Annotated in this window: 21 protein-coding genes and 1 other annotated feature; of the genes, 19 read left to right on the plus strand and 2 right to left on the minus strand. The window is 52.2% G+C overall.

Going from position 1 to position 20,631, the window contains the following annotated elements:
• Positions 1 to 81 precede the first annotated feature (81 nt).
• Entirely contained in the window at positions 82 to 1,221 is a 1,140-nt protein-coding gene (locus KI379_RS11385; protein ID WP_212983620.1) for an NADH-dependent flavin oxidoreductase, read from the minus strand.
• A gap of 225 nt (positions 1,222 to 1,446) precedes the next feature.
• Between KI379_RS11385 and KI379_RS11390 the strand changes: the two genes are divergently transcribed.
• The 12 genes from KI379_RS11390 to KI379_RS11445 all read left to right on the plus strand — a co-directional run bounded on the left by KI379_RS11390 (position 1,447) and on the right by KI379_RS11445 (position 10,263).
• The gene (locus tag KI379_RS11390; RefSeq protein ID WP_076166272.1) at positions 1,447 to 1,932 is read left to right on the plus strand and encodes an RrF2 family transcriptional regulator; all 486 of its coding nucleotides are present in this window, start codon (positions 1,447 to 1,449) and stop codon (positions 1,930 to 1,932) included.
• A gap of 56 nt (positions 1,933 to 1,988) precedes the next feature.
• Positions 1,989 to 2,906 (plus strand): NAD(P)/FAD-dependent oxidoreductase, encoded by a 918-nt coding sequence (locus KI379_RS11395; RefSeq protein ID WP_212983621.1) that lies wholly within the window; start codon positions 1,989 to 1,991, stop codon positions 2,904 to 2,906.
• Positions 2,907 to 3,025: 119 nt separating this feature from the next.
• Positions 3,026 to 3,293, plus strand: a binding site (T-box leader).
• 197 nt (positions 3,294 to 3,490) lie between these two features.
• The gene (gene asd, locus KI379_RS11400) at positions 3,491 to 4,576 is read left to right on the plus strand and encodes an aspartate-semialdehyde dehydrogenase (protein ID WP_076166265.1); all 1,086 of its coding nucleotides are present in this window, start codon (positions 3,491 to 3,493) and stop codon (positions 4,574 to 4,576) included.
• A 171-nt stretch (positions 4,577 to 4,747) separates the two neighbouring features.
• Positions 4,748 to 5,050 (plus strand): putative quinol monooxygenase, encoded by a 303-nt coding sequence (locus tag KI379_RS11405; RefSeq protein WP_076166262.1) that lies wholly within the window; start codon positions 4,748 to 4,750, stop codon positions 5,048 to 5,050.
• A gap of 139 nt (positions 5,051 to 5,189) precedes the next feature.
• Positions 5,190 to 5,384: a small acid-soluble spore protein H gene (locus KI379_RS11410; RefSeq protein ID WP_076166259.1), complete on the plus strand. Its 195-nt coding sequence runs from the start codon at positions 5,190 to 5,192 to the stop codon at positions 5,382 to 5,384.
• Between the two features lie 16 nt (positions 5,385 to 5,400).
• The gene (locus KI379_RS11415) at positions 5,401 to 5,574 is read left to right on the plus strand and encodes a hypothetical protein (protein WP_167372827.1); all 174 of its coding nucleotides are present in this window, start codon (positions 5,401 to 5,403) and stop codon (positions 5,572 to 5,574) included.
• A 177-nt stretch (positions 5,575 to 5,751) separates the two neighbouring features.
• Complete coding sequence (locus tag KI379_RS11420) at positions 5,752 to 6,147, plus strand: VOC family protein (protein WP_212983622.1); 396 nt, start codon at positions 5,752 to 5,754, stop codon at positions 6,145 to 6,147.
• A gap of 175 nt (positions 6,148 to 6,322) precedes the next feature.
• The gene (locus KI379_RS11425) at positions 6,323 to 7,078 is read left to right on the plus strand and encodes an alpha/beta fold hydrolase (protein ID WP_212983623.1); all 756 of its coding nucleotides are present in this window, start codon (positions 6,323 to 6,325) and stop codon (positions 7,076 to 7,078) included.
• Positions 7,079 to 7,666 carry a TetR/AcrR family transcriptional regulator gene (locus KI379_RS11430; RefSeq protein WP_076166250.1) on the plus strand — a complete coding sequence of 196 codons (588 nt, stop codon included), beginning with the start codon at positions 7,079 to 7,081 and terminating at the stop codon, positions 7,664 to 7,666.
• A gap of 280 nt (positions 7,667 to 7,946) precedes the next feature.
• Positions 7,947 to 8,363 carry a hypothetical protein gene (locus tag KI379_RS11435; protein WP_076166245.1) on the plus strand — a complete coding sequence of 139 codons (417 nt, stop codon included), beginning with the start codon at positions 7,947 to 7,949 and terminating at the stop codon, positions 8,361 to 8,363.
• Complete coding sequence (locus KI379_RS11440) at positions 8,360 to 9,646, plus strand: ammonium transporter (protein WP_212983624.1); 1,287 nt, start codon at positions 8,360 to 8,362, stop codon at positions 9,644 to 9,646. Before KI379_RS11435 ends, KI379_RS11440 begins: the two co-directional genes overlap by 4 nt.
• Before the next feature lie 206 nt (positions 9,647 to 9,852).
• The gene (locus KI379_RS11445) at positions 9,853 to 10,263 is read left to right on the plus strand and encodes a VOC family protein (protein WP_145020195.1); all 411 of its coding nucleotides are present in this window, start codon (positions 9,853 to 9,855) and stop codon (positions 10,261 to 10,263) included.
• 129 nt (positions 10,264 to 10,392) lie between these two features.
• On the opposite strand, the gene KI379_RS11450 is transcribed toward KI379_RS11445, so the two are convergent.
• Entirely contained in the window at positions 10,393 to 11,259 is an 867-nt protein-coding gene (locus tag KI379_RS11450) for an AraC family transcriptional regulator (protein ID WP_145133916.1), read from the minus strand.
• Positions 11,260 to 11,471: 212 nt separating this feature from the next.
• On the opposite strand from KI379_RS11450, the gene KI379_RS11455 reads away from it, so the two are divergent.
• The 7 genes from KI379_RS11455 to KI379_RS11485 all read left to right on the plus strand — a co-directional run bounded on the left by KI379_RS11455 (position 11,472) and on the right by KI379_RS11485 (position 20,615).
• A complete protein-coding gene (locus KI379_RS11455; RefSeq protein WP_212983625.1) occupies positions 11,472 to 12,317 on the plus strand; it encodes an amidohydrolase family protein in 846 nt (281 codons plus the stop codon).
• Between the two features lie 47 nt (positions 12,318 to 12,364).
• The gene (locus KI379_RS11460; protein ID WP_212983626.1) at positions 12,365 to 13,312 is read left to right on the plus strand and encodes an aldo/keto reductase; all 948 of its coding nucleotides are present in this window, start codon (positions 12,365 to 12,367) and stop codon (positions 13,310 to 13,312) included.
• Position 13,313: 1 nt separating this feature from the next.
• Positions 13,314 to 14,330, plus strand: a complete 1,017-nt coding sequence (locus KI379_RS11465; protein WP_212983627.1) for a zinc-binding alcohol dehydrogenase family protein — start codon at positions 13,314 to 13,316, stop codon at positions 14,328 to 14,330.
• A gap of 135 nt (positions 14,331 to 14,465) precedes the next feature.
• Positions 14,466 to 16,778 carry a helix-turn-helix domain-containing protein gene (locus KI379_RS11470; RefSeq protein WP_212983628.1) on the plus strand — a complete coding sequence of 771 codons (2,313 nt, stop codon included), beginning with the start codon at positions 14,466 to 14,468 and terminating at the stop codon, positions 16,776 to 16,778.
• A gap of 301 nt (positions 16,779 to 17,079) precedes the next feature.
• Positions 17,080 to 17,934 carry an ABC transporter permease gene (locus KI379_RS11475; protein ID WP_076169336.1) on the plus strand — a complete coding sequence of 285 codons (855 nt, stop codon included), beginning with the start codon at positions 17,080 to 17,082 and terminating at the stop codon, positions 17,932 to 17,934.
• A 25-nt stretch (positions 17,935 to 17,959) separates the two neighbouring features.
• Positions 17,960 to 18,880: a carbohydrate ABC transporter permease gene (locus KI379_RS11480; RefSeq protein WP_076166224.1), complete on the plus strand. Its 921-nt coding sequence runs from the start codon at positions 17,960 to 17,962 to the stop codon at positions 18,878 to 18,880.
• Between the two features lie 70 nt (positions 18,881 to 18,950).
• On the plus strand, positions 18,951 to 20,615 hold the full coding sequence (locus tag KI379_RS11485) for an ABC transporter substrate-binding protein (protein WP_212983629.1): 1,665 nt from the start codon (positions 18,951 to 18,953) through the stop codon (positions 20,613 to 20,615).
• Positions 20,616 to 20,631 lie beyond the last annotated feature (16 nt).

A 20,631-nucleotide genomic window follows, 5' to 3' on the forward strand; every position in this document is an offset into this window, starting at 1 on the left:
AACGTGCCGGAAAAAGCAAAACAGACGGCTGGCGGCCGTCTGTCGCGATTTATAAACAAGCAATAGACTGAGGGGAAATCATTACCTTTCGGCGTCCGCAACTTGCGGGTCGCTGCGCAGCGGGAACCAGCCGGGAATACTCATCATGAGGTTCCACAGCGGTTCGGGAATCGATAACTCCTGCAGGTCCAGAGGGGAGATGGACGTTCGGATCTGCTGTTCACGGCCTTCCAATACGAACTGTACCCAATCCGGTTCCATGATGAGTTCGCGTCCCAGGGCGATGAGCGGGATGCCGGAGGACAGCGCCTCCAGCGCATCATCGGGCGTGTAAATGCTGCCGACGCCAATAATGGGGATACGCGAGCCGACGCGCTCCTGAAGAATCGCCAATCGTGACCGGCTGTCCTGAATCCCCCTTCGCGGCACGGAACGGAAGCTGGTCAACGATACATGAAGGTAATCGACCCCGGTGCCCGACAATGCATCGACGAACGAGAGGGTATCGGCCATCGTAATGCCTGGCGTTCCCGCCTCTTCAGGCGAAAACCGGAAGCCGACCAGGAAAGGTTGTTCAGACTCTTTGCGAACGGTCCGTAAGACCTCGCGAATAATGGCTAAGGCCAGCGTCATTCGATTCTCCAAGCTCCCTCCATAACGGTCCGTGCGGCGGTTCGTCATCGGGGATAAAAATTGATGCAGCAAATTCCCGTTGCCGCCGTGAATTTCCACCCCGTCAAATCCGGCGTCAACCGCTCTTCGGGCTGCTTCTGCATAAGCATGAATGATGCCTTCCATTTCCTGCTCGGAGAGACTGCGCGGGACGGGGGCTCCTTCCCGATCTTCCGGGATGTTTCCGGCGCTGACATAATCGCCTGTCTTGGAGCCTTGTCTGCCTGCGTGAAAAATTTGCAGCACGGCCTTGGCTCCGTTCCCCTGAATCGTCGAGGCAAGCCGGCGGAGTCCGGGAATGAGGGCGTCGTTGTCGGCGCCGGGCGCACCAGGCATTCCTCCTTGCTGCATGACATATGTTGCGGCTGTGATGACCATGGCAGCGCCGTGAGAACGCCGATTGTAGTATTGAATTTCCTGTTCGGAAATGGAGCCGTCCGCATTGGAACTCATATGGGTCATCGGAGACATCACGATCCGGTTTTTTAAAGAAATGTTGGCTGACGGAAAATGAAATGGATCAAAAAGGGGGGAATACGATTTCTTCATGAGGTGACAACTCCTTCGTAACGATTCTTTTATTGAACTTGTTATGATTATAAGAGGAGCAGCAGCATCCCGTAAGAACGCAAAATCTTTGGATATAATCCAAATACCTGGACCAACTAACATAAAGTAAGCTTGATTTATCATCATGTTCTGCATATAATGGACATTACAGGTCCATAATAAATGCGCTGTTATGGTTTGCTGCTTGAAAAGGAGGAATCCAGCATGCAATTTTCAAAAAGTACTGCATACGGTTTACACGCCTTGATGCTGCTGGCGAAATCGGAACGGGGCCGCAACGTGGGCATTAAAGAACTGTCCTCATCCCTGGGCGCTTCCGAGAGCTATTTATCCAAAATTATGTCCAAGCTGCGGCAGGATGGGCTTGTTCGCGCAGTTACCGGTGTGAACGGCGGCTATGAGCTTGCCCGGGCCGCCAGTGAAATTACTTTTCTGGATGTGGTTCAAGTTCTCGAAGGACGTCAGCACTTGTACGAATGCTTCCATGGGAGCAACCATCCGCTGCCGGCTCTGGAAGCTGCGGGGGACGAACCGGAAACGCCGGAATTTGCTTTCGGCGAAGGATGCCCGGTCAAACAAGTGATGGATGCCGCGGAACAGCAGATGAACCGTTATCTCCAGCAGCATACGATTCAATCGGCACTGAACCAGGCGGGCTCATGTGATGCCCATGCAGCAGGCAAGAAGTAATAGACTTCTTGCGCGTTTATTATGGATAAAAAGGATCTATAAAGGGAGGAATTAAAATGTCAGAAGTATTGTTGGATGCGGTTATTATCGGAGGCGGGCCAGCCGGCATGAGCGCAGCGCTTGCGCTGGGCAGATCAAGACGTTCCGCGGTGGTCATTGACGAAGGCCGACCGCGGAATCGGGTAACCCATGAGATGCATAACTTCCTGTCTCGGGACGGCATCGCTCCCGCGGAGTTCCGTCGGATCGCCAGAGAACAAATCAGTCAGTACCCTGCAATCAAGTTTGTTCAAGGGAAGACGGAATCCGTGGAAGGAAGTGACGGCGACTTCCGTATCCGCACGGTTGACGGAAAGGTGTTCCGCAGCAAGAAGCTGTTGTTTGCAACCGGCAAACGAGACCTGCCTCTGGACATTTCCGGGTTGGACGAGGTATACGGTAAAACCGCGTTTGTCTGCCCTTATTGCGACGGCTGGGAACTGCAGGACCAGCAGCTCGTGATGATTGCCAAGGGCGAAGGAGCGATGCATTTATCCAAAGTGTTGATTGGATGGTCTGCGAATTTAACGTTATGCACGAACGGCCCGGATGAATTGAATGCGGAGCAGCGTGAAGAGCTAGGGCGCCACGGCATTACCGTTAAGGACTCGCCGATTCACAAGATTGAGTCTGAAGAAGGCAACGTAAAGCAGGTCCTCCTGGAGAACGGCGAATCCGTTGCCTGCACCGGAATTTTCTTTGCGCCGAAACTGGCCGCTGCCACTGACCTGCCGCAGTATCTGGGCTGCGAAGTGTCGGAATCCGGAAGCATTGTGGCCGATCGGATCGGCAAGACCAATATCCCCGGTGTATTCAGTGCCGGAGATGCCGCTTCTGACATGTATCAAGCCATTGCTGCGGCTTCCATGGGCGCGTTGGCAGGCATGGGCATCAATGCGGAACTGCTGGATGAGGCATGGAAATCGGTTCGCTGAATCGCAGCCGATGGATCCATTCTTTTGCCAGGTTTGTGAAATCGGAATTTTTTTGCGAAAAAAGGTTTACGTCAGGCGTAACTTCCGATATTATAAGCGTAATGTAAGAACCGTTAATTTGAAATGCGATGAAGAGAAGAGTAGGTAAAGGAAGCATTTCCCAGAGAGCTCCGTCCGCTGAAAAGGAGCATTGAGTCCTTTATTGAATAAAGCCTCTGAGCAGCACGCCGGAACCTGATGTTCAATGAGAGGATGGTGTGCCAGGAGCTCCTGTTACAGAGCTAGAGTATATGCATCAGTTGACTGATGCCGTACTCGAAGAGGCTAAAATGGCGACATTTTAGCGAATCTGGGGTGGTACCACGAGTATGATATCTCGTCCCTAAGACGGCAGTCTTGGGGGTGGGATTTTTTATTTTTTCGTCATGATCCTGTAAATATCGCTGCTCACAGGCGGATGGGCACACCAATTCAATCGGTTTGAATAGTGTCTAATAGACGGTTTAATGAGCCACGCCTGTCACCATAGTATTTGTTTAGCAGACAACTTCTCATACTCTACTTCGAAAGGATTGGAATCACTCATGTCACAAAAACTTAAAGTCGGTATTGTCGGTGGAACCGGTATGGTTGGCCAGCGTTTCGTACAGCTCTTGGATCAGCATCCTTGGTTCCAGGTGACCGCGATTGCGGCAAGCAGCAGTTCCGCCGGTAAAACCTATGAAGAATCGGTGCAGGGAAGATGGAAACTGGCAACACCGATTCCCGAGGACGTCAAGCAAATTGTCGTTCAGGACGCTTCGAAGGTCGAAGAAGTTGCTTCGGGAGTTGACTTTGTTTTCTGCGCCGTAGATATGAAGAAGGACGAAATCAAAGCGCTTGAAGAAGCGTATGCCAAAACGGGTACGCCTGTTATATCAAACAACTCCGCACATCGGTGGACGCCTGACGTGCCTATGGTGATTCCGGAAATCAATCCCGGTCACATCGGCGTCATTGAAGCGCAAAGACAGCGGCTCGGTACCAAAACCGGGTTTATCGCGGTCAAACCGAACTGCTCGATTCAGAGTTATGTGCCGCAGCTGAACGCGCTGCTTGATTTTAAACCGACTCAGGTGGTTGCGTCGACTTACCAGGCGATCTCCGGCGCAGGCAAAAACTTTACGGACTGGCCGGAAATGCTGGATAATGTCATTCCTTACATCGGCGGTGAGGAAGAGAAGAGCGAGCAGGAGCCGCTGCGCATTTGGGGCAGCATCGACAACGGGCAAATCGTGAAGGCGTCCTCTCCGATCATCACGACCCAGTGCATCCGCGTTCCTGTGACAGACGGGCATTTGGCGACCGTGTTCGTCTCTTTTGAGAAAAAGACGTCGAAGGAAGAAATTATTGAGCGCTGGCGCGCGTATCAAGGAAGACCGCAGGAATTGGGCCTTCCAAGCGCACCGAAGCAGTTCATTACGTATTTTGAGGAAGAAAACCGGCCGCAGACGAAGCTGGATCGCGATATTGAACGCGGCATGGGCGTTTCGGCAGGCAGACTGCGCGAGGATTCCATTTATGATTTCAAATTCGTGGGTCTTTCGCATAATACGCTGCGCGGCGCCGCAGGCGGGGCTGTGCTGATTGCCGAACTGCTGAAGGAAGAAGGATATATTCAAGCCAAGTAACAAGTACAGGGATCGGATCGGTGTATCCGGTCCTTTTCTATTGGTTTTTACGAACATTAGGACAAGTTCTCAAAATCCCTGACCGTATCTGTCAGTCATTATCGTCTATACTGATGATAGCTGAGAGTGAATGAATCACATGTACGAGTTGTGATGAAGGGGAGGACAAGAATGGAAAAATACGCCATGTTCGGCAAACTTACGGCAAAGCCGGGGCAGCGCGATGAGCTCGCGAGAATGATGCTGGAGTCCAGCGGGACGCTGGAGGATATGGAAGGCTGCATCTATTATATCCTGCATGAAGCGGAGGACAATCCGGACGATCTTTGGATTACGGAACTATGGGAAAGCAAGGAGGCTCACGCGGCCTCGTTGAAGAATGAGAAGGTGCTTGAGCTCATCGGACGCTGCAGGCATCTCATTGCTGAAGCCGGCGGCATCAAGGTCCGGCCGATCGGAGGCAAAGGATTCTGATTTCTGATACAAACCATGTATGACAGCAAACCGCGGATGCCGCGGTTTTTTTGTTTCCGGGGAGCGCGATGCATAACACCGCATGCCCCCGTACATAGTATAAGCGAACTCTACTCAACATTTGGAGGCATTACACAACATGAACGTTCAAAGAGCGCAGGAAATCGCGTCCTCGCCAGTCATGGCAAACGTACTGCTGGATGGAACCCCCATCTATATACAGCATGTGGACGAGCTGAGCGAAACCGCACGTGTCTATCCGCTCGACAATCCGGAAGCTGAGCGGGAAGTACCTCTGTATTCGTTAGAGGAGCAGGATCATTTTCTGGGATAAAAAGGAGAGAATTGCGATGAAAGAAGTGCCAAAACAAAATGAAAAAGAGGCAGATCGGCTGAACGACTATGACGTCACCGATGATGTGGTTCGCGAAGTGCCTGCTACTACCGATGCCAGTGATGCCGTCGCGGCCATGACTTCGCATATTAATAAGTATGATGTGCCCGATGAGCTGGAGGAAAAATAACGATAAAGCTCTTAAAGCGTACAGGCGAGCCTGTGCGCTTTATTGTTGTTCCCGATCGAATGTATTCACTTTTTACGCAAGAATAGCAAGCGAGAATAAATCCGGCTCATGATGATTTGATAGAATCAGCATGAGAACGAGTGTTTCTGATCACATTTCAAAAGGGAGAGATGGACGATGAATCAATGGGGAGCCAAAAACATCGATGTCATCACGTTGTTTGTGGAAGATCTTCCGGAGGCCAAATCATTCTATGAGCGGGTATTCGGCCTTTCCTCCGTCTACGAGGACGACAACTCTGCAGTTTATAACTTCGGGAACATGAGCGTCAATCTGCTGAAAATAACCGAAGCGGACGAGCTTACTCATCCGGCTCCAGTAGCAGACCGCGGGGTGGGAGCGAGGTTTGTGTTCACGATCCGTGTTGATGACGTGGATGCGTTGTGTACAGAGCTGAATTCAGCCGGCGTTGCGCTGCTGAACGGTCCGATGGACCGCCCATGGGGAATACGTACGGCAAGTTTCCAGGATCCGGGCGGACACATCTGGGAAATCGCGCAGGAGCTGCGTTGATTCCTCAGGATATGGATTGCAGGGAGCTGGGAATGACGAATAAAGCTCAGAGATGATGATATGCTGAACCTCATACGCTGAACCCAATGGGTCGGCGTTTTTTTCATTGACTAACCGTTCAACCAATAGTAATATGATGGCAAGATCAGGTAAATGATGGATGGAGGGATCCGGGATGGATTTGTATTATGAGATTCATGGTAGTGGAAAACCCGTCATTTTTATACACAGCGGCGGGACGGACAGCAGGCTGTGGTCATTCCTGGCGCCATTAGTCGCCAAAGAATACCAGACTATTACTTATGACGGCCGGGGTGCAGGCAAATCTCCTTCTCCCAAGGAACCGGCGAACTACGTTGAGGACTTGCGCGAGCTGATGGATGACCTTCACCTGGATACCGCCGTCCTCATCGGCCATTCAGGAGGTGGCCAAATTGCCACCGATTTCAGCCTTCAATACCCGAATCGTGTTTCGGGCTTGGTGCTCATCGGACCATCATTGACGGGTTATAAGCCATCACCGGAGTTTGAGCGCTGGATGAGTGAGGTGAACGCGGCCGCCCCGGATGCCGATAAAATTATGGAGCTCGCGTTCAGCGCTCCGCTGTACCGGATCGTGATGTCCAGTCCGCAGCGCCGCTTAATGATTGACATGTTCAGGCATCACCTGGCCAAAACAGCCGAGTGGGGGAGCTTCGAATCCGTTTGGCCGCAGCCCCCGGCCATCGGTCGATTGGAAGACCTTCACGTAAGAACCCTGTTTATGATCGGTGATAATGAGATCCCGGATAATGAACGCGTCGCAGAGCTGTTCCGGAGCTTGCCGAATGTTCGTTATGTCCAAATTCCGGGGGCGGACCATATGATGCCCTTAACCCATCCGGAGATGATGTACAGCTATATTACCGAGTTTTTGGAGGAGAGACGTTAAATGCCGCGCACCCAGGAAGAGAATGAACGAATACGTCAGCAGGCCAAGGCGAAGATCCGGGAAGCAGCCATAGACCTTTTTATGAGAAAAGGTTACCATGCCACCTCGATCGATGACGTCTCCAAACACGCCGGCGTGTCCAAAGGGCTTCTATACAACTACTACAAAGGGAAAGAAGAATTGCTTAGTGCCATGGTCGAAGCCAGAATCGGGGAATTGATACAGGTCATGGAGAAGGCAGAGGCATTGGAGACGCCGGCAGAGCAGCTGAAACATATCGTAGAAGGGGCCGTCGATAATGTATGGCGTTCTCCCGAGGTGTTCCGGTTCTATCTGCACCTGCAGACCCAGCCGGAAGCCGATGAAACCGTCGCCAAATACGGAAAGCTCCTGATTGAGGAAAGTGCCCGCCAGTTTCAAATCCAGTGCCGCATGTTCGAAAAACTGGGAGCATCCGACCCGGTGGCGAGGTCATTGTACTTTTCCTCGGCACTGCAGGGAATCATGCTCATGATCTCGACTTATCCGGATCAATTTCCGGTCGAGGCTATGAAGCGGCAAATCATCGAGGATTTTTGCCAAGTTTAGCGCCAAATGTAAGAAGGCAATCCCCCGCTTTTTATAAATCGAAATGAACAGGGAACAGCTGCTGATGCAGCTGTTTTTTGCTGATCGAGGTCGTGTCTTAGAGGGGCGTTTAAACGATAAAGTTTATTGATATAAGTGGTAACTATCGGACAAAACGAGTAGAAATACTTCATGAAAGCTTTTTTGCCAGCAAAGGTGTTTTTCTCTATCAATCTATTGACTTCTACGTTTAATGACCATATAATCAACTAAAGTGACCCGACGTGTAAGGAGACCTAACATGGTTATTATCGATGAAGTGTACCGCAATATCAGTTTTGATATGCCGGAACAGGAATTATTCATTTTACTTGAACGCGTTAAAGCGAAGAAAGAAGAAGACGTAGAAGAGTTAAAAAACAAAATCGATAAATACGAGCAGAAACGCCGGGCGGAAGAGGCGTTGTATCAATCCATGTCCCCGATCCGGCGCTTGTTTACAGGGCGGCCAGCCAGCCATCATCAGGCAGTTGAGTATATGGTCCATGTCAAAGAACGGTTCAAGAAGATCGACGCGATAAAGCGCAGTATTCGGGAACTGGATCAGGTGCTTGATAAGCTGCGTTTACCGATAAGGGATTCGAACGAGGTATTTCTGTCTCCTGAGCTGATCCGGGAAATCAGACTGCTTCAGGAAATGGAGGCTTCACAGGAATGAATTTAACGCTTGAATCTTTAGGTACGGGAATGGATACCGTATGGGTCGTTCTCAGCGCCGCTATGATTCTGTTGATGGAGGGCGGGTTTGCCCTGCTTGAGGCAGGATTTGTACGCTACAAGAACAGCGTCAACATTATTATGAAGGTGTTCGCCGATATCACGATCGGCACCTTGGTTTTTTATGTATTCGGATTTGCGCTCATGTACGGAAAGGACGCCGGAGGAATCATCGGGACGAGCGGATTTGTCCTTGGGGGCGATTTATCCCACCTCCAGCTGCCGGTATCGCTGGATACGTATTGGCTGTTCCAAGCGGCCTTCACCATCGCCGTTATTTCGATCGTTTCGGGTGCTGTGGCCGAGCGGATCAATTTTAGAGCCTATTTGCTGTATATTGTCCTGATGACGGGTCTGATCTATCCGATCGGCGGCCACTGGGCCTGGGGCGGCGGATGGCTGACGAAGCTCGGCATGCAGGATTTTGCCGGCTCTGCCGTCATTCACGCGCTCGGCGGCTTCTCGGCCCTGGCGGCTGCGCTGATCGTGGGTCCCCGGAAAGGGAAATTCAATAAAGCGGGTGCCAGCACGATCTCCCTGCCCAGCAACCTGCCACTCGCTTCGGTAGGGGCTTTCCTTCTCTGGTTTGGCTGGTTTGGCTTCAATGCGGGCAGCACGCTCAGTGCAACCGATGTCCGCATCGGACATATTGCGCTGACAACGATGCTGTCTGCCGCATCCGGCGGAGCGGTCACACTGGTGTATACGCTGTTCCGCTACCAGCGCTCCGACGCACCATCCGTGATTAACGGCTCCTTGGCAGGTCTGGTCGGAATTACGGCCGGATGCGCTTTTGTCAGCGACAGCGCTGCCATCCTGATCGGTGCGATCTCGGGACTGCTTATGATGGCGGCAACGAGCTGGCTGGAGGGACGCCGGATTGACGATCCCGTCGGCGCCTTCCCGGTCCACGCCGTATCCGGTGCGTGGGGAACCCTTGCCGTTGGTCTGTTCGCGACAGACGGCGGCCTCTTTTACAGCGGCAGCTGGCATTTGCTTGGCGTCCAGGCGCTCGGACTGGCTGCGCTGGCGGTATGGGGTTTTGTCCTTACTTGGGTCGGCCTTAAGCTGATCGGTCTCCTCGTCCCTGTTCGTTCCAGCGAGGAGGAAGAGGAAATCGGCCTCGACATCAGTTATCACGGCATTATGGCGGCAGACCGGTCCCACGAGTTTATCGATCATGAAGTCCGCTATTCAATGAGCGAAGAACATCGGAATGTATAGCTGTTTGTAATGTTCAAAAGGAACACTTCGAATCACCTTCGAAGTGTTCCTTTTTATTTTGCAGCATTTTATTTAGTTTCCGGCATTGCGTCTAAGCACCGCACCGCTATATCCCAAGTTAGCAATCAGTAAGAAACGGAAGGTGATCCGCTGTGATACGCTGATCTGGAAGAGTTAACAATCCACAGGGAAAGGAAGTATTCAAGATGGGCGTATTGAAACCTTTTATTTACTCGGAAGATGCAAGAAGTCAGGCGGATTTCTATATCCGTTCGCTTGGCGGCAATCTGGAATCCGTTATCACTCATGGGGAGTCGATGGGAGTCCAAAATGACTTGCAGGATAAAGTGATTCATATGTGCTTATCGGTCGCCGGAGGCAACTATATTTTTATGTCGGACTCCATGGAATCGAATCTTCAAGGCAACAATATGTCGCTGAATATCGACTACCCTTCGTCGGAGGAAGCCCGCGAGGCATTCTCGAAGCTTGCCGACGGAGGTCACGTCATCTATCCGTTTGAACAGCAGCCGTTCGGGTTGTACCTGGGCGAACTTACGGACCGGTTTGGTGTCCGTTGGATGATTACTGCACCGTCCGTATCTACCCAATCCTAAGCGTTCTCCAATTCAATAGGTCGTATCCGGAAACCCCGCTTGAACCTTAGGTTTAAGCAGGGGTTATTTTGTTTGTTCCGGCAAATTCCCGCTGGTGGGTGCTTCTGTTATTTCAATGAACGGAGCTCTTTATCGGGCTGTAGAGTTATGCCTGTAATGTGAAGGAGTCAGGCCGACAATCTGTTTGAATTTCCTGTGAAAATGAGGCATACTGTCAAACCCGCAGGCCGGGGCGATGCTGCTGATGCTGTCGTCGGTGTGAAGCAGCAGCTCTTTAGCCCGGATCACCCGTTTGACGTTGATGTAATCCGTTACGCTCATCCCGGTCAACTGTTTGAACACGCGGCTGAAATGGGCGGAGCTAACGGAAGCGAGCCGGCTTAAAGAGCTTAGGCTGATCTGCTCGCAGTAATGCCCATCGATATACAGCAAGCTTTGCCGCATCCAGTTCGGACCAACGAACGGGCTGCGGGAGCCGCTGCTCCCATCACTTTGTTCCCGGTGGATCAGCAGCAATAGGTACTGAACGTACAGTACGATCGAGTGGCGGTAGCCCGGGGGTTGACCACTCAGCTCGGACTGAATGGCGGCCAGCTTGTCTTCGAGCTGCGACTCCAGCGCGGCGGGGCATTCCAGTTTATAAGCATGGTTCGAACTGCAGCTGTCAAAGCACTGTAAGTAAGAAAAGGTTTCTCCCAAAGAAGACTGCCGGACGAGTTCGGGACTAAAAAACACGGCAGTGGATGTGACCGGATCGTCTTTGTCCGGGAACGCCTGGTGGATCGTGCTGCCGGGGATAATAAACAGATCCCCGCGGCGCATTTCGTAAATCGTCCGGTCGATAAAAAAGGAGCCCATGCCTGAGTGGACATACACCAGCTCATGCCAATCGTGAAGGTGATGCGGCAGCTCCAGCTGTGCCGTTTTGCGGTCGCGGTAATTGAATGAGAAAGGAAATTCCGGCTGCGCGTCAAATTGCTTGCGAATGGGATTCATAGCATTGCCCCTTGAGTGTATTGGGAACCATCAGCCGAGCCTTCACCTTCCGTAAACGATTCATAACAGAAGAGGAGGGTCAGCAAATGGGCTCGTTGTCTTGAAGATATCAAAATCGGATATGATTGTGCAAGATTTCGCTCTTTTAGAACCGATCCATAGTTGTTATATTGAGAAAAGAACATCGGCGTACAAGAATGGAGGGAATTGCAATGCGAATAGACGCTCACCAGCATTACTGGAGTATCGCCCGGGACGACTACGGCTGGATTACGCCGTCCATTCCTGTCCTGTACCGGGATTATCAGCCGTTGGATCTGCTTCCGCATCTGGCAGAACATCATCTCGACGGGACGATCCTCGTGCAAGCCGCACCAACGTATGAAGAAACCGATTATATTCTTGAACTCGCGGCACAGGATGATCGGGTTCTGGGTGTGGTCGGATATATGGATCTCGCGGATGATGATCACAAGGACCATTTCCAGCGCTTTGCGCAGCATCCCAAATTCGTCGGCTTCCGCCTCATGATCCAGGATATGGAGGATGCAGATGCGATCCTGGAACCTTCATACGCAGCTTCGCTCAAACACTATGCGAGCCTTGGCGTTCCGGTCGATCTGCTCGTCCGTTCCGATCAATTGGATACGCTGGTCCGGCTGATCGAGCAAATTCCGGATCTGCATGCGGTGATCGACCATCTGGCGAAACCGCGAATCGCTGCTGGGGAAATGGAACCATGGGCCGGTTACATGAAAAAGCTGGCGTCTCACCCGAACCTGTACTGCAAGCTGTCCGGCATGGTGACCGAGGCGGACCATGATGGCTGGAAGCCGGATCAGCTTACGCCTTATGTCCGTCATGTTCTGGACTGTTTTGGCGCAGACCGGGTGATGTTCGGCAGCGACTGGCCGGTATGCCTGATGGCTTCGAGCTACGACGGTGTCGTGGATGCTCTTATGAAGACGCTTCCACCTACTTGGGGGGCAGATGAGAGTTTGAAGTTGTTCGGGGGCAACGCCGCAGCATTTTACCGGCTGAAGAATGAGACAAGATGACACGCTGCGGGGGAAATGACTGAATAGAAGGGTTGGGTGAAACCGAAATGAAATACCGGAAACTAGGAAAAACAGGTCTGGAAGTATCGGCGCTCAGCTTTGGCGCCTCCTCGTTAGGCTCCGTATTCCGCGACACGGATGAGCAGGAGAGCGTACGAACCGTCTACGAGGCGATTGACAGCGGGATCAATTACATTGACGTCTCGCCTTATTACGGATTGACTAAAGCCGAAACGGTACTCGGCAAGGCGCTTAAGGACATTCCGCGCGACCGGTACCTGCTGTCAACCAAGGCCGGACGCTACGGGGAGCACGAATTCGATTTTTCCCATAACCGGATTCTTACGAGTCTGGATGAAAGCCTGAAGCGGCTGAACGTGGATGAAGTGGATTTTCTGTTCCTCCATGATATCGAGTTCGTCCCGGCGCAAATGATCCTGGAGGAAGCCATACCTGCGCTTGAAAAGCTCAAGCAGTCGGGCAAAATCCGGTTTGCCGGCATATGCGGACTGCCGCTATCGCTGTTTGAAACGCTGCTGCCGCAAATCGATGTCGACGCGATCATTTCCTACTGCCATTATTCGCTGAATGACACCAGTCTGCTGGACTTGCTGCCGCTTCTTGAGGAAAGGAATACGGGACTCGTTAACGCCTCACCTATCTCCATGGGACTGCTGAGCACCCGGGGAACGCCTGCCTGGCATCCGGCCGATCCGGAAATCAAGGAGGCCTGTTTGAAGGCGGCACAGTTCTGCGCGGACCAAGGGGAGGATATCGCGAAGCTCGCGGTGCAGTTTTCCACTTCAAATGAGCGCATTCCCACCACGTTGGTTAGCACAGCCAATCCGGAAAATATCCGCAGGAATGCTTCCTGGGTGGAGGAGCCGGTGGATGAACGTCTGCTAAGCGAAGTGCTCGCCATTTTGGAACCTGTGCATAACCGGACCTGGACTAGCGGAAGGCCCGAATATAACACAAAAATAGGGGAGGCGTGAGATGAAAGGCATCATATGTTCAGCCGTCGGCCGATTTGACATGGTGCTGGATCTCCCGGAGCCCGTGATGGAGCCGGGGCATGCGGTGGTCGAGATCAAGCGGGTCGGGATTTGCGGAACCGATCTGCACGCATTCCGCGGCAACCAGCCGTTTTTTACTTATCCGAGAATCCTTGGCCATGAGCTGGCAGGTATCATTAAGGAAGTCGGCCCTAACAGTGATGGGCTTGAAGCCGGCGATCAGGTGAGCATCATCCCTTATTTGCACTGCGGGACATGCATTGCCTGCCGAAGCGGGAAGACCAACTGCTGTACGGATATGCAGGTCCTTGGCGTTCATACGGACGGCGGCATGCGTGAGCGGATTGCCGTTCCGGTGACCCACTTGATTCGCACGAACGGGCTGACGCTGGACCAGACTGCGGTCATTGAACCGCTGGCCATAGGTGCCCATGCCGTGCGTAGATCGGGGCTGGCGGCCGGCGAGACGGCGCTCGTCATTGGGGGCGGGCCGATTGGGCTCGGGGTCATGGCCTTTGCAAAGGCCAGCGGTGCCCATGTGCTCGCGATGGATGTGAACGACGAACGCTTGGCTTTCTGCAAGCAATGGATTGAGGCGGATGCGCTTGTTAACGCATTGCAGAATCCCGATGAACAAATTGCGGCGGCCTGCGGCGGAGAGCTGCCTTCGGTGGTGTTTGACGCTACGGGAAACGCACAGTCGATGACTGACGCGTTCCGTTATACCGCCCATGGCGGAAGATTGGTCTATGTCGGATTGGTCAAAGCGGATATCCGGTTCCACGATCCGGAATTCCATAAACGGGAGCTGACGCTGCTGGCCAGCCGCAACGCAACGCACGAAGACTTCATGCACGTGCTGCATACGATCCGGTCCGGCGGGATCGATGTCGCTCCATACGTCACGCACCGGTCCGCGTTTGACGATATGATTGAACAATTTAACCATTGGCTGGACCCGGCTGCCAAGGTCATCAAAGCGATGGTAGATATGTAGGCTTATAGCTGGATGGAGTATTAAAGAGAACGGCCGTCTTCAAAGACGGTCGTTTTTCTCAACTTAGCGGTGCTTGGCAGGAACAAGCCGCAGGCGGCTGACTCATTCGATATTCATGAAAGGTCAGGTGGTTCCATGAAACAGGTGTGGCTGAACATTTCGCCGGTATTTCGCAGATTCCTTATGTCTTATCTGATCGTGCTGATGATCCCGCTGATTGCGGGATATGTGTCTTACCGGACATCGATCGATGTAGCGGAGCAAAGTTCCCTGAAGACCAGCATTATGACGCTGCAGCAGAGCAAGGATCTGATGGAGCGCAGGCTCGCTGAAGTTCAGGGCTTTACCAAACAGCTCGCCATTAATCAGGATTTAGCCAGGCTCATGACTTCGCATTCGGACGAGCAGAATTACGACGTATACGGTCTGTGGAAAATGATGCGGGATATCGCAAGCTACAGCCAGACCAACGATTTCCTTTCGAATTTTTACATCTACCTCCGCAACAGCCATCTGGTGCTTACGCCAAGCACGGTCTATTACCGGCCGGAGCTGTTTTACGAATCGAACCATTATGAAGGCATGACCTTTGAGACTTGGAAAAAGAACTTTCTCGAGAAGAGCAACCTCAGCATGGTCGTTCCCCAGCACGATTACGTGACGAAGACACATCAGCAAACGGTGGTTACCTTCGTGCAAGCCCTGCCCCTGAACAGCTTCGATACACCTCTCGCCTCCGTTGTGGTGCTGATCGATACGAAGAAAATGTCCACATACCTATCAGGGATAACCAATCAGTATGGAGGATGGGCATTCGTCAGGAACCATGATGGAGAAACAGTCCTGTCTGAGGGGATCACTGGCAACGACATAGCCAAAATCCGAAATATTCCTTCAGGTAAACCCGGTGATATCAGCCGTGCGGCGGATGACATGCTGCTCATATCCATCCGGGATGAATTAAGCGGCTGGGTCTACACGGCCGGCGTCCCGAAATCCGCCCTGATGATCAACGCGAACCGAATCAAGAACATCACCGGAATACTTACCGCGATTTCATTGATTTCAGGACTTGTCATCGGACTTGTGCTGGCATACCGGAGCAGCGCTCCAATCAACAATCTGATAAATTCACTCAAGAAACAGCTTGGATTGGAACTCGGTACAGGGATCCAAGATTACGATTTTATCGCGGGAAACATTTCAAGCTTGATTGCGAGCAACAGACAGCTGGTACAAGATCTCCACAACCAGGTGCCGTTGATCCGCGACGCTTTCATCAAACGGCTGTTGGTCGGAGAATTTTACAACGGAGAAGAGCTGGCCGCTGCTTCCGCGCAAGCGGGTGTCTCCATTAAGGGTGAAGCAGGTTACGCCGGCCTGGCTAAAATCAACACCTATGGCGGTTCAGACAGCCGCGAATCGCTTGCGGAATCCAATGTGGCCCGACTTATTGTGCGTCAGTCCCTCATGGAGGCCGAGCCCGATATGCTGGTAACGGATTGGGGGCAGGACAAGCTTGCCTTTTTGCTGCTGCGCACAAGCAAGCTGGCCCCGGATGAGGCTTTGGTAATACAAAGACTGCAGGATCTGGCGGGCACGCTGTTCAGCCATTATCACATGCCAGTCCAGTTCGGAATGGGGAGGCCCTTCGAAGCGCTGGCGGATGTCGGGCGTTCGTTCGGAGAAGCGGCGGAGGCTCTGGACTATGCGGCATTCACCGATGAGGGCGGCGTCATTCGGTATGAGGACTCAAGCAGGGACGCGTCGCTATTTTATTATCCGATCGAAACGGAAACGCGGCTGCTGAACACGATCAAGTCAGGAGATGGCAGGGAAGCGATGCGGATCCTCGAACACATTGCCGTACGGAATTTTCAGGAGAGGGAGCTGTCCCGTGAAATGACAGAGCAGCTGATCGGCGAACTTAAGGGGACGATGCTCAAGCTGCTGGATCAAAAGGCGGGAGATGATCCAGAGTTCACAGAGAATCTCCAGTGCCGGATCGCTCAAATCCAGCCGTTTGAAGGGATTGACAGGCTTCTCGGGCAAATGGGCGAAATGATCGGCCTCTATTGTTCGATGATCGAGGAGAAAAGGAATGCCCTGCATCATCAGACGGTACAGCAGGTGAAGGATTATCTTGAATCTGCGTACGGGGATGCGGACTTGACGCTGTACCACATCGCCAAGCAGGTTGGAAGGCCGGAAAAGTATGTCTCCACGGTATTCAAGGAAAGCGAGGGGGAGCATTGGTTCGATTACCTGGAACGGCTGCGCATCGATAAAGCGTCCGAGCTGCTGCTGAACCGGGCTTTAAAAATCGACGATATTGCCGAAAGGGTCGGCTATAACAGCGCACATTCATTCCGGCGGGCATTCAAGCGGGTCCGGGGGATCTCCCCAAGCATGTTCCGGGAGGCGGCCGAATTAGGGGACGCTCGTTGATCAAGTACCGATAGAATGCGCTTTCATCGAAAAATGTACGCTTTATCGCGGATTGTACGGTCGGGTTGTGGATGCATTCGCTGCAATTGTACCTTTACGGTCGTGGCGCGGAGATTTTACCATGAATTCTGTAAGCGCTACCATTACAAACGGCTCCGGAGTCGTAACGTGAAGGGGGAATATGCTTGTGAAGGCTGTATCGGTTCAGCCGCAGACGGAGACTCGGGAGAGGAGCACTTCCAAAAATTATTGGAAGGAAGCCAAGAAAAGTCTGAGGAAGCACTGGCAGCTGTATTTACTGGTGATACCGCCGGTCCTGTTCTTTATTCTTTTCAAATACCTCCCGATGGCGAACGCGGTGCTTGCATTCAAGAATTACCAGGTGACCAAGGGAATATGGGGAAGCCCCTGGGTTGGGACGAAGTACTTCGACATGCTGTTTAACAATCCGCAATTCTGGACGCTGATCAAGAACACGTTGTTTCTGTCTCTGTATCAGCTGGCAGCCACTTTTCCGATCCCGATCATTCTGGCCCTGCTGCTCAATGAGGTGCGAAGCCTCCGTTTCAAAAAAGCGGTACAGCTGATTACGTATGCACCGTTTTTTATTTCGACCGTCGTCATGGTCTCCATTATTATGATCTTTCTGGCACCGCGGCTCGGACTGCTGAACGTGATTTTAAATGCAATGGGTATGGAATCCACGAATTTTCTCGGCGATCCGACGAAGTTCAGATCCGTTTACGTATGGTCGGAAGTGTGGCAAACCACCGGATACTCCTGTGTCATTTATTTGGCGGCATTGGCTGGCGTGGACCCGTCGCTCTATGAAGCGGCCAAAGTGGACGGGGCTTCCAGGCTGCAAAAAATCATCCATGTGGACATTCCGGGCATTCTGCCGGCCGCCGTCATCATCCTGATCCTAAGCGTCGGCAATATCATGTCGCTGGGCTTTGAGAAAGTATATCTCATGCAGAACCCGTTAAACCTGCAATCTTCAGAGATCATTTCCACGTATGTCTACAAAATCGGTTTGCTGAACGCCAATTACAGCTTTGCCACAGCCGTGGGCTTGTTCAATTCGGTGATCAACCTGATTCTGCTCGTGGCGGTCAATGCCGTCTCGCGCCGGATATCCGAGAACAGCCTATGGTAATTCCAATGAACAAGGAGGGGAGGCTATGGCTGCTGTACAGACGACCGCTTCCATATCGACAAGGGGAAAAATCCGCGAATCGGCGGGGGACCGCGTTTTCCTCGGTATCACCTACATCCTGCTCAGTTTAATCCTTGTTGCCGTACTTTACCCGCTCATCTATATTGTCAGCTCATCGATCAGCAGCCCGCAGGCGGTTGCATCCGGCAAAGTCTGGCTGTGGCCGGTCGATATCTCTTTTGCCGGGTATAAAACGGTCTTCAGCAACGACCAGATACTGGTCGGCTACGGAAACTCGCTGTTCTATACCTGCTGCGGGACCTTGATCAGCGTCATCTTAACGGTGGCGATCGCCTATCCGTTATCGAAAAAGACGTTTTTTGGACGCAATGTGCTCATGATGTTCATCACGTTCACCTTTCTGTTTTCCGGGGGCTTGATTCCGACGTATCTCGTCGTCAAAGGCCTGCATCTGATCGATACAAGGTGGGCGCTGCTGCTGCCGAATGCGATCTTCGTGTTCCAGGTCATTATTGCCCGCACTTTTTTTAAAGCGTCCATTCCGGAAGAGCTGAACGATGCCGCCGAAATCGACGGCTGCAGCGACATCCGCTTTTTACTCAGCGTCGTCATTCCGCTGTCCAAGCCGATCCTGGCCGTGCTGACGCTGGTGTATGCGGTCGCGCAGTGGAACGCCTTTTTCGACGCGCTGATCTATCTGAAGTCGCAGCATTTGTATCCGCTCCAGCTAACGCTGCGCAGCATTCTGATTCAAAATTTCTCAGGCGGCAATATGGACGCAAGCGAGCAGGTCAAGCGGCAGGAGCTTGCCTATTTGATGAAATATTCTCTCATCGTGGTCGCAAGTCTGCCTGTGCTGATCCTGTATCCCTTTATTCAACGGTATTTCGTTCAAGGGATGCTGATTGGTTCGATTAAAGGCTAAACCGCATAACAGTGGATGACTTAGCAGGGGAGCTTTTCAATTTTTGATGAAAAAGGGGCGTGTCGTGTTCATGAAGAAACGTGTTTACCGAGGCTGGTTCAGCTTGATTGCACTGGTGCTGGTCCTTGCAGGCTGTTCCGGGGGGGCATCACCGAATGATTCGGGAGCAGAGGGCGGATCTGCGAGTACAGGCGGGGAAACCGGAACCGTTCCGATCAGCGTGTTCGTCAATACCGACGGCAACATCGACTATAAAACAAACCTGTTCACCAAAGTGCTGGAGAAAAAAGCAAACGTCAAGCTGCAGTTTACCGAGGTACCTTATGACGGCGCGGCGGAGAAACGCCAAATTTCCCTCGCCAGCGGCGACTACCCTGATTTGTACATGCTGATCCCGTGGGTCGACAAGTTCTCCCAATCGGATCTGGTGAAGTTCGGGCAGCAGGGCGTGATCCTTCCCCTGAATGATTTGATCGATCAATATGCTCCCAATATCAAGAAGGCGCTGGACGACCACCCGGATTACAAATCGATGTCCATCGCTCCGGACGGCAACATCTACGGGCTGACCATGCTGAACGAATGTTTTCACTGCTCATACCCCAACAAAATGTGGGTTAACACCAGCTGGCTGAAGAAGCTCAATTTGGAGGTCCCAAAAACGACGGAAGATTTCAAGAAGGTGCTGGAAGCCTTCAAGACCAAAGATCCAAACGGCAACGGTAAAGCCGACGAGGTTCCTCTGAGCGGTTCCATTGAAAATTTTGGCGTGCACATTCTGCCTTTTCTAATGAACGGCTTTATCTATGATGACGATAAATACTATCTGACGGTGAATGGCGATAAAGTAGACATCGCGGCCAACAAGCCGGAATGGAAGGAAGGACTTGCCTATGCCAGGTCGCTGTATGCCGAAGGCTTGATTGACCCGGGCGCATTCACACAGAACGCCGACGCGTTCAAGCTGATCGGCAACAATACCGCAACCGAGCTTCTGGGTGCGGGAGCATCGATGCATCCGGCGATATTTACGGATACCGGGGAAGGCAACAAGTACAGCTCCCATTACGACGCCATTCCGCCACTGCAGGGGCCACATGCCGCATATGCTACGTTCAATTACCCGGTCGATCCTGGCGCTACTTTCGTCCTGACCAACAAGGCAAGCAAAGAAGTACAAATCGCCGCCATCAAAATGCTGGATTACATTTATACCGAAGAGGGACAGCTGCTGGGCAACTACGGCGAGGAGGGCAAGGATTGGGTGAAGCCGAAAGACGGAGACGTGCCATTGAACGAAAAAGCGAAACCGATCTTCAAGACGCTGGAGCAGCCGGCAGGCTCCGAGCCGCGAAACAGTGCGTGGGGAGCCACCGCCCAGTACAACCATACCCGGGAATTCCGCGATGGCTGGATTCAGGAAACCGATATTTATAAAAATTCGGGTTATGAGCGCAGATTGCAGGAAGCGACCTACCTGTACGAGAATAAACAACCTAAGGAGGTCTATCCCAATTGGTCGGTCTGGATCGATCCAGCGGCTGCCGATGAGCAAAGCATGCTTCAGCAAAATATAAAGGACTACGTGGATCAAAATGCCCTGCAGTTTGTCACCGGCGCCAAAAACCTGGACAAAGACTGGGATGCCTACGTCAAAGGGTTGGATGCATTAAATCTGAAGCGGTATTTGGAAATCATGCAGCAGGCTTATGACACGACCAAAAAAGCAGAATAATATGAACCTTTTTATT

Source organism: Paenibacillus cineris (assembly GCF_018333335.1).
Lineage (GTDB): Bacteria > Bacillota > Bacilli > Paenibacillales > Paenibacillaceae > Paenibacillus_AQ > Paenibacillus_AQ favisporus.